The sequence below is a fragment of the Rhodanobacter sp. C05 genome, from assembly GCF_002001165.1.
Lineage (GTDB): Bacteria > Pseudomonadota > Gammaproteobacteria > Xanthomonadales > Rhodanobacteraceae > Rhodanobacter.
Genome location: NZ_MUNQ01000010.1, coordinates 127,838 through 141,121 on the forward strand (window position 1 = coordinate 127,838; position 13,284 = coordinate 141,121).

Annotated in this window: 11 protein-coding genes and 1 pseudogene; 4 read left to right on the forward strand and 8 right to left on the reverse strand. The window is 62.5% G+C overall.

All coding sequences use genetic code 11. The annotated features are described in order from the left end of the window. Nucleotides 1–9: 9 nt before the first annotated feature. Nucleotides 10–2,244, reverse strand: a complete 2,235-nt coding sequence (locus B0E51_RS10480; RefSeq protein ID WP_168172623.1) for an LTA synthase family protein — start codon at nt 2,242–2,244, stop codon at nt 10–12. Nucleotides 2,245–2,319: 75 nt separating this feature from the next. Further along, nucleotides 2,320–3,555 (reverse strand): multifunctional CCA addition/repair protein, encoded by a 1,236-nt coding sequence (locus tag B0E51_RS10485; RefSeq protein WP_077444852.1) that lies wholly within the window; start codon nt 3,553–3,555, stop codon nt 2,320–2,322. Between the two features lie 287 nt (nt 3,556–3,842). Here B0E51_RS10485 and B0E51_RS19250 point away from each other — a divergent pair, with 287 nt between their 5' ends. Next, nucleotides 3,843–4,412, forward strand: coding sequence for a hypothetical protein (locus tag B0E51_RS19250; RefSeq protein ID WP_143525876.1), 570 nt, complete (start codon nt 3,843–3,845; stop codon nt 4,410–4,412). Between the two features lie 67 nt (nt 4,413–4,479). Further along, nucleotides 4,480–5,406 (forward strand): hypothetical protein, encoded by a 927-nt coding sequence (locus tag B0E51_RS10490; RefSeq protein WP_143525877.1) that lies wholly within the window; start codon nt 4,480–4,482, stop codon nt 5,404–5,406. Nucleotides 5,407–5,472: 66 nt separating this feature from the next. Here B0E51_RS10490 and cca read toward each other — a convergent pair. Further along, nucleotides 5,473–5,700: pseudogene (cca, locus tag B0E51_RS10495) on the reverse strand (multifunctional CCA tRNA nucleotidyl transferase/2'3'-cyclic phosphodiesterase/2'nucleotidase/phosphatase); the annotation flags it as partial. A gap of 140 nt (nt 5,701–5,840) precedes the next feature. Here cca and B0E51_RS10500 point away from each other — a divergent pair. After that, nucleotides 5,841–6,428 (forward strand): flagellar basal body-associated protein FliL, encoded by a 588-nt coding sequence (locus B0E51_RS10500; protein ID WP_077444854.1) that lies wholly within the window; start codon nt 5,841–5,843, stop codon nt 6,426–6,428. A 152-nt stretch (nt 6,429–6,580) separates the two neighbouring features. On the opposite strand, the gene B0E51_RS10505 is transcribed toward B0E51_RS10500, so the two are convergent. Then, nucleotides 6,581–8,629, reverse strand: coding sequence for a transglycosylase SLT domain-containing protein (locus tag B0E51_RS10505; protein ID WP_077444855.1), 2,049 nt, complete (start codon nt 8,627–8,629; stop codon nt 6,581–6,583). Nucleotides 8,630–8,761: 132 nt separating this feature from the next. Here B0E51_RS10505 and B0E51_RS10510 point away from each other — a divergent pair, with 132 nt between their 5' ends. Next, on the forward strand, nt 8,762–10,360 hold the full coding sequence (locus tag B0E51_RS10510; protein ID WP_077444856.1) for a glycoside hydrolase family 17: 1,599 nt from the start codon (nt 8,762–8,764) through the stop codon (nt 10,358–10,360). Here B0E51_RS10510 and B0E51_RS10515 read toward each other — a convergent pair. From B0E51_RS10515 to B0E51_RS10530, 4 genes are all read right to left on the reverse strand, one after another. After that, on the reverse strand, nt 10,271–10,693 hold the full coding sequence (locus B0E51_RS10515) for a hypothetical protein (RefSeq protein ID WP_143525878.1): 423 nt from the start codon (nt 10,691–10,693) through the stop codon (nt 10,271–10,273). The genes B0E51_RS10510 and B0E51_RS10515 overlap by 90 nt on opposite strands. 8 nt (nt 10,694–10,701) lie before the next feature. Continuing rightward, complete coding sequence (locus B0E51_RS10520; RefSeq protein WP_077444857.1) at nt 10,702–11,517, reverse strand: endonuclease/exonuclease/phosphatase family protein; 816 nt, start codon at nt 11,515–11,517, stop codon at nt 10,702–10,704. 123 nt (nt 11,518–11,640) lie between these two features. Further along, nucleotides 11,641–12,291 (reverse strand): thiol:disulfide interchange protein DsbA/DsbL, encoded by a 651-nt coding sequence (locus B0E51_RS10525; protein WP_077444858.1) that lies wholly within the window; start codon nt 12,289–12,291, stop codon nt 11,641–11,643. Nucleotides 12,292–12,373: 82 nt separating this feature from the next. After that, nucleotides 12,374–13,243 carry a thiol:disulfide interchange protein DsbA/DsbL gene (locus B0E51_RS10530; RefSeq protein WP_077444859.1) on the reverse strand — a complete coding sequence of 290 codons (870 nt, stop codon included), beginning with the start codon at nt 13,241–13,243 and terminating at the stop codon, nt 12,374–12,376. Nucleotides 13,244–13,284 lie beyond the last annotated feature (41 nt).

Genomic DNA, 13,284 nt, shown 5'->3' on the forward strand with positions numbered 1-13,284 from the left:
ATGACTGGCTCAGTGCGTGACCGCCGCTGAGCTCGTCGCAGCCGGCACTGACGCTGAGTTGGCAGGGGCTGCTGCCGAAGTGGCTGGCGCAGATGCCGACGCAGCAGGTGCCGGCAAAGGCAACGGCTGCACCGGCGTCGAGTCGCTGGGGCGTCGTACCAGCTGACCACGTTTGAACTGATCGCTGGAGACCTGGTAGTAGGCGATCGCCTGGTCGACCAACGCCTGGTCCACCGGCTGGATCGGCGTGGCATCGCCGGTGGTGTAATCCGGCTTGAACTGTTCCAGCTTGCGGCGCGGCTCCAGCACGGTGAGTACATCGTCGCGCAGGTAGCCGAGCTTCTCATAGGTGCCGGGCAGCGCGTGTCCGCCGCCAGCCGGCAGCTGGAACACGTCCTGGCCGAAGAAGCGCGTGCGGTAGCTGAAGTTGAGCATGCCGAGCAGGGTCGGCGGGATGTCCAGCTGGCCCATCAAGGTATGCACACGCTGCGGTGGGAAATTCTTCGGAGAGTAGATCCACAGCGGGATGTGATAGTGGTTGATCGGCAGCGCGGTCTTGCCGGCGCTGGAGGCGCAGTGGTCGGCGGTGATCACGAACACCGTATTGTCGAAGTACGGTTTGCTGCGCGCACGCTGGATGAAATCCTTGATCGACCAGTCGGTATACGCCACCGCGCCGGGACGCGATGGCGCGACCTGCGACACGCGCCCGGCCGGATAGGTGTACGGCCGGTGGTTGGAGGTGGTCATGATGTGCAGGAAGAACGGCTTGCCGGCAGCCTGCGCGTCATCCATCTGCTTCAACGCCAGCGTGTACAGATCCTCGTCGGAGACGCCCCACACGTTCTGGCTGTGGATCACCGCATCCTTCGGGATGTCGCCACGGTCCACCGTCTTGTAGCCGTTGTGGCTGAAGAAGTAGTTCATGTTGTCGAAGTAGCCGTAGCCACCGTAGACGAAGTCAGACTGATAACCGCGATCGTTGAAAATGTCGGCGATCGAGAACAGATTCTCGTTGTTGTGCTCGCGGATCAGCGAATCACCTGGCGTCGGCGGTACCGACAGCGACAGCGCTTCCAGCCCGCGCACGGTGCGCGTGCCGTTCGCGTAAAGGTTGTCGAAGAACACACTCTGGTTGGCCAGCGAGTCGAGATACGGCGTGAGGTTTTCGGTGTTGCCAAACGTGCCCAGGTAATCGCCGGACAGGCTCTCCACGCTGATCAGCACCACGTTGAGATGCTTCTCCGGTCCCGTGTGGGTGATCGCGCGGGTGAGATCCTTCGGATCGTCGCTGACGAAGCTCGCGTTAGGCGCCTTCAGGTTGTCACGCAGGATGCCGAACGCCTGATCTTCCGGCAGCGTCTTGTAGAACTTCGCGTAATCGAGGTGGCTGCTGCGGAACGCGGCGAAGAACTGGTAGATGCCGTTGCCGGAGAGTTCGTCGAGGTAACTGTTGCCGGTGCGATCCTTCATGCCGCTGTTCACCGCGAACAGCGAAAGCACGGTCAGCACCAGCCACCACAGCGCCAGCTTGCTGCGTTGCCAGAAACGACTGCCTTCATCACGCGTGCGCAGGCCGCGCTTGGTCAGCACGAACACCACCAGCGCGGCCACCATTAGCAGCGCCATCCAGCGCCCGATCGGATAGGACTCCTGGATGTTGCCGATCACCTCAGTGGTGTAGACCAGATAGTCCACCGCGATGAAATTGAAGCGCACGCTGAACTCGTTCCAGAACACCAACTCGGATGCCGCCACGAAGAACAGCCCGTACAGCAATACCAAGCCCATCACGTACATCGCCCACTGGCCACTGCGCGCCGAATACGCCAGCGCCGGCATCGGCAGGAAGAACAGGAACAGCACGATCAGCGGCCACGACTCGTGCACATGCACATGCCACAGCAGGAACACCAGGCCGAGGCAGGCCGCGTACAGCAGTGTCATGCCGATCAGATAAAGCAGCCACAGGCCGAGGCCGGAAATCGGCGCGCGTCGCGCCGGCACCAGCCACAGCATCAGCACCATCGGCCACGCCACGTAGATGAAGGTGATCAGGTCATAGCCCAGGCCCACGCCGAAGGCGTACAGCAGGTTCAGCGGCGTATGCGGCACTTCCTGGCCGGACATGACCAGCAGCGCCACGCGGGTAATAAAGGAGATCAGCACGAAGGTGATCGCCAGCCACCAGAGCGGACGGAAACGCTGACGCAAGGGTGAGACCCGGGTGAATGCACGCGACACGAGCAGCTCCAGCAGGAGGTGAGATCGACGAATGCCCGCAGCGGGCAATCTTTAATCCGGGCTTTATACCGCGGATCAGCTTGGCGGATGGTTAGTTTTTACGGCGGCGATCGCGTCGGTGCGGGCCGCTGCCATGGCCGCGCCGATCGCCGGACCGGCCAGCCCCTGTTCGACAAACGCACTCGCCTCCACAGACGCCGCCGCGGCACGTGCTGCGCGCAGGTACGCCGCCTGCGGGTAAGCATCCTGCTCATGGCCCAGCCGTCCGCGCTTGTCGGCCTCGCAGGCGGCCAGGAAGGCGTCCAGCCGCGCGGGACGACGCAGTGCATCGAGTGCGCCGAGCAGCTTCAGCACGGTAGCCGGCTTCAGCTCGAACGCACGATGCGCATTCAGATGCTCACGGCAGACCAGTTCAGCCAGTGCAGCGTGTTCGGTCGGCACCTTCAGTCGCGCGGCCAGCACGCGGAGGGGTGCCACGCCGCGATGTTCGTGACCGACATGGCGCGGCAGTTCAGCGGCCGGCGTCAGCGCCTTGCCGAGGTCGTGCGTGAGCGCGCAGAAGCCAACCAGATCGTCGCCAGGCACCAGTCGCGCCGCCGCGTCCAGCACCATCTCCAGATGCACGCCGGTGTCGATCTCGGGATGGAACTCAGCGCGCTGCGGCACACCGTACAGCGCGTCGATTTCGGGAAACAGCACCGCCAGTGCGCCGCATGTGCGCAGCACCTGCAGGAACGCCGACGGCTGCGGTTCGCCGAGCGCCTTGCGCGTCTCCGCCCACACGCGCTCGGGCACCAGATGATCCACTTCGCCGTCGTCGACCATCTGTTGCATCAATGCCATCGTCTCGTCGGCCACCGTGAAACCCAGCGGCGCGAAGCGCGCGGCAAAGCGTGCCACCCGCAGCACGCGTACCGGATCTTCCACGAACGCAGGCGACACATGTCGCAGCACGCGCGCCTCGATATCGCGCACACCGTGGTACGGATCGGTCAGCGTGCCTTGCACATCTTCGGCAATGGCATTGATGGTGAGGTCGCGCCGCGCCAGATCCTGCTCCAGCGTCACCGAAGCGTCGGCCTGGAACACGAAGCCGTGGTAGCCACGTCCGGTCTTGCGCTCGGTGCGCGCCAGCGCATGTTCCTCGCCCGTCTTCGGATGCAGGAACACCGGGAAATCCTTGCCGACTGGCTTGTAGCCGAGTGCGAGCAAGTCTTCGGGCAGCGCGCCGACGACCACATGATCATGGTCGACCACCGGCCGTCCCAGCAATTTGTCACGGACCGCGCCGCCGACCAGATAGGTGTGCATACCGGGATTCTGCCATGTGTTCGGTGGTGGCAGCCCCAAGAGGCGGAGCTTGGTTGCAAAGGCCTAAAGCTCTCGAGTAGCCAGCGGGCACATAAGCCTGGCGTCACAGGATATAGCAATATATTGCGAATTACGCAAGAAATTATTGACGCGACGCGCCTGGAGTGCTACTTCATGCGATAGGGCCGCGATGCTCGGTTGCAAGGCGAAGATATCTGACAGTAGTCGCGGACGTTGCACGATGTATGTCGTAAACATGTCGACAGAACATACAAGGAGGAGCTGTCATGAAAATGAACACGATTGTTTTGTTTGCGGGATTTGGCTTGATGGCAGGTATGAGCGCAAATGTGGAGAGTCATCAAGCAGCCGAAGCAAGCACGTCTGCTCAGTCAACTGCGAGCATCTCAGTTGCCACCCTGCAGAGTGCAGAACAGGTTCGGCGAACCGGAGATTTTCTTCTGGCCCCCGTGAAGTCGAGATTTGATCTAATAAATTATGTTCACGCCATCCCTCACTCACCTCTCGACAGGCTGAGTCCTTCAGCGAAGCAAAGGTTTCTGGCCAGCCTTACCTTCAATGAGAGCGGTTTAACTGGTTTTGACTATTCTGACCTTCGGGCGGAATTGACGGTAACCGAAGTTTACCAAGTACTTAGCATCTTTGGGGCGCAACGTCTCACATCCATGGTTCGCGGCGCGCGGGTACTAACGGCTACCGATAAAGCGCTTCAGGTTTCCCCATCACCTATGGGGGGCGGGAGTATTGGTATGCCGGATGATCACGAAGGTTATGTATGCCAAGGTGCGCATACATGCGCGAAGAGAGATGAGCATATCTGTATGACTGGCTGTTAAAACAATGCAAGTAGCATCTATGGGGGTGCTCATACCCCCCATATTTTTGCTTGTCTGGACGAATTATATGAAAATCAATGGATATTTTATTTCTGTAATTATAGCCATTTCCGCTTTCATGGTAATGAGTGCGGGTTATGCACGCTCAGACACGCTGGATATATCAATTGCGGCAAAATATCAGGCATTCTATAAAGTCGAGAATTCACCTCTTAACGGACGCGAAAACGACAGGCCAAAGCTGACGTCCGCTGCGTACGAGCGAATTATGTCGCCATTACAGAAGAACGAATATTTGAATGCATACACGCCTGAAGAGTTGGATCTGCTTTTTCGAGCAGCTTATGGTGCTGTATTTTACACGCTCGATAGCAAATACGTTGCGGACATGCGGATTGACCTTGCGGAGCTCCATAAGCGTGGGGTGGCACTGGACCGCCATTACGAATACTTATACAGGTCACTTATTATGGTTCGTAATTTTGATGCGGCTAATTCAGTGGCAGATGAATACCATTTTTCACGCGAAGATTTGCCGCATTTTGATCTGGCGGGATATTACGGAGATGGTCCTTCCGAATTGACATTGAGTCCTGACGGAAAAGAAATGATGCGAAGAAAAATAGTCCTTCCCCCTGGACCGCAAATCATCGTTATCGGTCACCCTTTGTGTCATTTCTCGCAGAATGCATCAAAATTCATCGAAGATGATATCCAACTACGCGACGCATTTCTGAAGCACTCCAAATGGTTGATGCCGCAAGACGGACTGCTCAACCCTGATGTTGTCGGTAAATGGAATACGGAACATCCGGTATCGACGATGACCTACATTTTCCGCCAGAGTGAATGGCCTATCATTGATGCATGGTCGACACCAAATTTCTACTTTTTCTACGATGGCCAACTCGTAGGCCGGTTGACAGGGTGGCCGCCCTCGGGAGGGGTGGGCGAACTTACCGTTGAGCTACGTAAAATCGGTCTCATCCACTGATCTTGCTCCCGTATTGGGGAAAGGAACGAGGTTGAGTTTCAAGTAACCGAGCTGATCCAGTTACACTGCAATCGCATTGATGGTGAGGTCACGTCGCGCCAGATCCTGCTCCAGCGTCACCGAAGCGTCGGCCTGGAACACGAAGCCGTGGTAGCCACGTCCGGTCTTGCGCTCGGTGCGCGCCAGCGCATGTTCCTCGCCCGTCTTCGGATGCAGGAACACCGGGAAATCCTTGCCGACTGGCTTGTAGCCGAGTGCGAGCAAGTCTTCGGGCAGCGCGCCGACGACCAGATAGGTGTGCATACCGGATTCTGCCATGCGGTCGCTCACCGGCGTGCATCACATCGTCGCTTTGGTATCCGTTCAGCCCCGTGGCCATGATCGCGTGATCGCGCTGATATTCTGGCGCGCACTCTCCACGTGGAATCCGGATCATGCAGCTGCGTAAACTTTTCTGGGTGTTGTTGCTATGGCCCATGCTGGTATCCGCGCACCATGCTGACAAGGACACGCGCGGTTTGCGCGATGTCACCGTGCTGATCATCCGGCACGCGGAGAAACCCGACCAGGGCAATGGCCTCAGCCCGCGCGGCGAGCAGCGTGCGCAGGCTTATGCCAGCTATTTCGATCCGTTCCAGCTCGATGGCAGCGCACTGATGCCGCAACGCCTGATTGCCACCAGCGACAGCAAGGCGAGCATGCGCCCGCGGCTCACCTTGACGCCGCTGGCCGCCCGCCTGCAGCTGCCGATCGAGCAGCCATGGGCCGATGATCAAGTCGACGACCTGGCCAAGGAGTTACGCAAGAGGAACGAGGCGCCGGTGGTGCTGATCGCCTGGCATCACGGCCATATCGTGAAATTGATCGAGGCCCTGGGTGGTGATGCCAAGCAGCTACTGGGACGCAAGACATGGCCGGGCGATGTCTACAACTGGGTGGTGGTGCTGCATTTCGATGATCGGGGCCGGTTGAACGAATCCGCCAGCCGGCTGGTGCAGGAGCATCTGCTGTTGGGTGATTGAGCGGGATGGTAGCGATTTCAATTGCCACGGTCTCGATGCATGGTGGATGTGGCAAAGCAAGATTTGACCTTGGAGTTCTTGCGAGATGCGTGTGAACGCTGGACCAGGAATAGTCCTGCCGTTTAATCACCCCGCCCCTTAAATTAAAAGCTCTACGGTGAAGTGCGCGATGTGGAGGTGGCGTTGGCCGGTGTGCTGACCGGCACGGACGCCGGGCAGTCGATCGCTCTGCGTGCCATGCCGGCGTCCGGCAGTTGATACGGCTGACCGATCGCCGTAAGCCGCGAACTCATCGGCACCGCGTTGCCATGCAGGCGCCAGTCGTACATCACGCTGAAGTCCATCACGCGCGCCACGTATTCGCGGGTTTCCTTGAACGGGATGGTGGCGATGAACAGGTCAGGCGGCAGCTGGCTGCGTGCGGCCACCCATTGATCCGCGCGATTGGGGCCGGCGTTGTAGGCGGCGCTGGCGAGCCAGGGGGCGCCGTTGTAGCGCGCCGCCACCTGTGCCAGGTAGCGCGTGCCGAGTTCGATGTTGATGGCCGGGTCGTACAGCGTCTCGCCGCCGCCCCAGTCGAGGCCGTTGCGCTTGGCGACCAGTTCGGCGGTGGCCGGCACCAGCTGCATCAGCCCGCGCGCGTCGGCGCCGGAGCGGGCGTCGCTCACCCAGGCGCTTTCCGCGCGCAGGATGCCGTAGGCCCATGCGGGGTCGATGCCGGCCTGTTCGGCCTGCTTTACCAGGCCGTCCTGGCTGGCGAGCGGGAAGCGCAGCGTGTAGTAGTGCATCGCCTCGTCGTGGTTGAGGGTGAATGCCGCGCGGTCGTACCAGCCGCGGGCGTCCGCCAGCTTGACCGCCAGCACTTGCGTGCGTTCGTCGGCGCCATCCAGCGCGCGCGCCCATTCGCGCCGCGCCAGCTTCGGCAGATCCACCGCGAACAGCTCGAACGCGCGCTGCATGCTGGGTTGCGCAAGCAGCGCCTGCTCCTGCTGCGAGTCGTCGATCGGCGCACGCGGGCAGATCGCGTAGGGCTGGCCGAGCTGGTCGGCGGCGAGGAAGCCGAAGAACGTGGTCTCCCTGGCGAGGCTGGCGTACAGCGCCTGCGCTTGGCCGGTCTGGTTGGTGGCGGCCAGCGCGCGCGCGCGGAAGTAGCGCCACTCGCCATCCTGCTGCTGGCTGGTCGGCATCGCGTCGATCGCGGCCAGCACCGCTGGCCACTCCTGCTGCGCCAGCGCTACCCGTACCCGCCATTCGCGGCTTGCATCGGTTTGTGCGGCGGCGGACAGGGCGATCAGTCGGGCCAGTGCACCGTCGTCGTAATCGGTGGCATGGAACAGTGCCAGCGCGTGCAGGATCTGGTTGCGTTGCGGCTCGCTGAAGCTGAAGCGGGCCTGCAGCTGCTGCCATGCGCTATCGGCGCTGGCAGACTGACGCCGCGCCAGCCGGCTCAACGCCAGCGTCACGGCTTGCGTGTAGCGCGGGGTGTCGGGCCAGTTGGCGGCGGCCACCGCGGCGCTTGCCGGGTCGCGCAAGGCCAGCGCCAGTTGCTGCGCGCTGGTGCGATCGTCTGCCGGCAGCCAGTCGGCCAGACTGGCGATCGTGCCGGCCTGACCGGCATCGGCGGCGCGGTCGATCCGCGTCCATAGCCGGGCGCTGGTCAGCAGGCCCTGATCGTGTGCGATGTTCAGCACCGGGTCGCAGGCACTCGGCAGATTCGGTTTCGCCCACAGCGCTGCCAGGTCCTGCTCGAAATCCAGCGTGCCGGCGCTGGCCAGCCGCGCCTGCAGCGCATCGCAGCTCAACGCGTCGTTGCTGCCGGGCTGGTACAGCGCGAGGAATCCGTCCCAGTCCTGGCGACGAGCCAGCTCCAGCAGGAAGTCGCGGCGCAGGTCGGCGGCGGGAATCCAGTCCGGGTATTGCTTCAGATACGACTCGACGGTGGTGCGGTCGGTCTGCTGGATGTCGTGCTCAAGCGCGGCAGCCTGCAGGTAGGGATACAGCGGATAGTCATGCAGGCCGGCAGCCAGGTTGCGCCAGCCATCGCCACCCTGCTGTGCGGCGGCGTAGGCCTGCTTGAACGCGGCACGCTGGGCAGTGGCATTGGACCCGACAGCTTGCGCCGAGGTGACGGCCAGCAGGCAGCCGGCTGCCAACAGCAAACAGGTCAGCGAGGTACGCCGCGAGGGCAAACAAGAAAACATGGGAACTCCTGCGGTCGATCCAGTGGCAGTGTAGTTCATGCCCCCTGGACGGCCAGATGAACATGGATCGTCGGCGCATTCTGGCGTGCCTGTTAAGCTGGCGCGCTTCGTCACCAGCATCGCGGAATCGGCATGCCGTCAGCAGCTTCGCCCGTCCATTACCGGCAGGTATCCGCCTGGCTGGCGCTGATCGTGCTGGCGTTGGCCGGTGCATCCTGGTGGTGGGCGATCGGTCGCCCGGTGGCACTGCCGGATGCGCCATCCGCACGCATTGCCTGCGTGTCGTACGCACCGTTCCGCAACGAAGGAGAGACCCCGCTCGATCCGAACGCCTTCATCAGTCCCGAGCGCATTGATGCCGACCTGCGCGCACTCTCGCAACGCTTTGACTGTGTGCGCACGTATTCGCAGGGCCAGGGTTTGAGCGCAGTGCCGGAGATTGCCAACCGCTACGGCATGAAAGTGCTGCTCGGCATCTGGCTGGGCTTCGACCGCAAGACGAACGAGCAGCAGATTGCCCTGGGCATCGCCACTGCGCGCAGGTATCCGCAGGTGTTGCGTGGCGTGATCGTCGGCAACGAGGTACTGCTGCGTGGCGAGCAGTCATCGGCACAGCTGGCCGGTTACCTGCATGAGGTGCGTGCTGCAGTCAGCGTGCCAGTGACGTATGCGGATGTATGGGAGTTCTGGCTGCGCCATCCGGAGCTGGCCGGCTCGGTCGATTACCTCACGATCCACATCCTGCCGTATTGGGAAGATCAGCCGGTGTCGCCGGAGCGCGCCGTGCAGCATGTGGAGACGGTGTACGCGAAAGTGCAGGCGGCGTTTCCCGGACGTCGCGTGATGATCGGTGAAACCGGCTGGCCGAGCGCTGGACGGCCGCGTCAGGCAGCCAGTGCCAGCGTGGTCAACGAGGCGCGTTACCTGCGCGAATTCCTGCGTTACGCCGCCACGGTACAGATGTCGTACAACGTGATCGAGGCATTCGACCAGCCGTGGAAGCGCGCGCAGGAAGGCACTGCCGGTGGTTACTGGGGCATCTTCGATGCGCAGGCGCGGCCGAAGTTCGCCATGGAAGGGCCGGTGACCGAGGAGCCGCACTGGTGGATCGGCTGGCTGGCCGGAGTGGCGGGCGCGTGGTTGTTCGCGCTGGTCGGCGCCTGGCGTCGTCGCTGGCGTGGTTGGCGCGGCTGGCTGGTTCTGAAACTGGCCGGCTTCGCCAGCGGCTGTGCGCTGGCCTGGCAGATCCGGCAGATGCTGTTCGCCTGCCGTGATCCATGGGAGTGGACGGTGTCGTTGCTTGCCTGTGCGCTGGCCCTGCTCGGCGCGCTGTGGCTGGTGCGCTGGATCACGGCGCAGATGGCCGGTGGTGCGTCGTCCCCGTTGCCACGCTGGTTGCGCTTCGGCTGGTTGTTCGTGCTGGCGTTCTATGGGTTGCTGCTGGTGTTCGATGGCCGCTATCGCGATTTTCCACTGGGCCTGTTCATGCTGCCGTGCATGGGTCACGCACTGGTGGGCTGGCTGTCCGATCGATGTGCGGCGGCGATGCCGTTGCTGGAAGAGCGTTTCCTCGCCATGGCGGTGTCCCTGCTGGCGCTGATCGTGCTGGAGCAGGAGGCCTGGCTGACGCCAGTGGCATGGCTATGGCTGGGGCTGAATCTCTTGATCGCGTTGCCGGTGCTGGCTGAGTGGTGGCGTGGACGGCTGAACCTGCAGGCGAAGCAGGCGTAGGCAACCGATCAGCAGGGCCAGTGCACCGGGTTCAAAGCAGTACAGCTCCAACGCAAATAGCCCCAGTGCGGCGGCCAGCCACGCAGTCCATGGATTTTTCCACAGCAGTGCGATCATCGCTGCGACCAGAGCGGCGGCACCGTAGACACTGACTCCGTAGGCGTGGTGCTGGAAGCCCAGCACCAGCCATTGCCGCCATTCGCACCACGATGGGCTGTGCTCGCCACTGCACAACTGGCCGATGGCGCTGGACTCGATCAGGTCGTAGCGCAGCCAGGAGGCACCCAGTGCCACGCCCAGCAGCAACAGCCATGCGGCTGCAGATAGCCACACGCGTGCTTTCACTGATGACGCCTCCGCGCAGATGCCTTGCCACCGACATGCGCGGGCAGGCGGATATCCGCCGCCAGTGGCAGATGATCGGAAAATGCCTGTGGCAGCGCCCATCGCCTTTCCAGCCGTATCGCTGCCGAGGTGAGGATATGGTCCAGTGCGCGCCGCGGCTTCCAGCTGGGAAAGGTGAGCGTCGATTCGGCTGGCGGCTGTAGGCTGCATTTGTTGAACAAGTGGCGCATCTCCGCACTGTCGGGTTCGGTGTTCAGGTCACCCATCAGCACCGCGTGGGGGAAATCCTGCAGCAGCTCGGCGATGAAACCGAGCTGGCGCAAGCGTGCCGGTGCGCTCAGCGACAGGTGCGCGATCATCACCGCCAGCGCGCCTTCGCCTTCGCCGAACTGGGCCAGCAGCGCGCCGCGGCCGGGAATGCGGCTGGGCAACGGGTAATCCAGCACCGAATGCGGCTCCAGTCGGCTGATCAGCCCGTTCGCCGTATGCGACAGCCGCGCCATCGCGCGATTCGGTTGATGGCACCAGTACGGCATCCCGGCGGTTTCGGCGAGATAGCGGGTCTGGTTGAGGAAACCCGAACGCAGGCTGCCGGCATCGGCTTCCTGCAGGCCGATCACGTCGAACTGCGGCAGCATCTCGGCGAGCCGGTCGAGGTTGTCCATCTTGCTGCGCCCCGGCAGCACCGCATTGATACTGCGGGTGACGTACTCGCTGTAACGCTGCACGCTGGCGCCGGCCAGGATGTTGCAGCTCAGCAGGCGCAGACGGCGCTCGGCAGGGGCAGCTTGGAGGGAAGCGGCGCGGGTCATTGCACACACTGCACGGGGAAGGGATGCCGACGGTCGCGCAGACGAGCCGCCGACCGGACAGCATGATCCACCTGAAGTGAACCACGCACCAGCCGCGTTTCGGCGCGCCTGCAGCCGACCGGACTACTTGCCGCTCAGTTCGCGCTTGGCCAGCCACAGCGCCACAGCGGCCAGCTGTTCCTGGGACTGGACATTGGTCACCTTGTATTTGCCATCGATCACGATGCTCGGGGTGCCGTCCACCTGCCATTTCTGGATCAGGGTCAGGTCGTTATTGAGTTTGGCGGTCGCTTCCGGTGAGGTGGCGATGCGCAGGAACTTGGCGCGATTGACGCCTTGCCCGGCATAGAAATCGGCCAGCTCATCCATCGAATTGATCGGGTAATGCTCGTCGAACTTGGCCGTGAACAGCTGCCGGTGCGTACGGTCGACCACGCCGAGCTGGTTGGCCGCGTAATAGGCGCGCGCAAACGGCAGCCACTGCTCGCTGAAGGGCGCCGGCACCAGCTTGAATTCCACGCCGGCCGGCAGCTCCTTGCGAAGTTTCTCGGCGATCGGCGCGAAGTGCGCGCAGTGGATGCAGCCATAGGAAAACACCTCGACTACTTCCACCTTGCCCGTATCGCTGTAGCGCTGGTGCGGACCAGGCAGCGTCACGTATTCATTGCCTTCTGTATACGGCACCGGTGTGCCGGACTGGGCGGCGCAGGCGCTGGCCAGCAACAGGCCGCCAAACAGGGCAAGCATATAGGGACGGGCAAATCGCTTGAACATGTGACGATCTCTTCGCAAGGTGGCGGTTCGGGTGCCGGCTGACCAGATTAACCGAACCGTTTGTGACCTACTTGCTCGTGGCCTACTTGCCAGCCGCTTCCTTGGCCACCAGCCACTGGGTCAGTTCGACCGACTGCGCGTAGCCGCCAGCGGTAGCTGCCGTGAAACGATACTTGCCGTTGACCACCATGGTCGGCGTGCTGTCCACGCCATAAGCCTTCATCAGGTCGTCGGCACGCTTCATCTTGGTGTTGACCGTGAACGAGTTGGCAATCCCGGTGAATTCCTGCGGATTGACGCCGTACTTGGCATAGAACTTCGCCACATCATCGATGGTCGGCCACGCTTCCTTCGGCTTCAGCTTGCCGGTCTTGAGCTCGTAGCTGGCCAGTTCACCGCTCTTCCACACCGCGTCGTACATCGCATCGTGGGTCTTGTCGACCACGCCCAGCGCCAGGGCGGCATAGAACGCGCGCTGGAACAGCGGCCAGTTCTCGTCCGGGCGGAACGAAGCCGGCAGGTAATTCATCACGGCATCCGCCGGCAGGCCCTTGGCGATCTGATCCACCGTGTCATGGAACGCATTGCATGCCGGGCAGGCATAGGAGAACACCTCGGTGACCTCGATCTTGCCGGGGTGGCTGGTCGGTTGCGCCGGATCGATCACGAAGTAGTTCTTGCCTGCGACCCACTTGCCATTGTCGACAAACGGCATCGCCGGTGCGGCGGCGGGTGCCGCGGCCGTCGAGTTGCTGCTGGCCGGTGCGCTGCTGGTCGCTGCTGCCGGCGCGGCGGTGGCGGCTGGTGCCGGACTGCTGGTGGCTGTTGCGGCGGTGGTTGCGCTGCTGGCCGCGGTCGGCGCGGTCGGCTGGGCGGTGTTGCTACCGTTGTCATGGCTGCAGGCGGCTAGCGCGAGCAGGGCGGCACACAGAATCAGCAGACGCTTCAACATGGTTTACCTCGAGGGTGAAACTTGAATCGGGGATGGGCTGA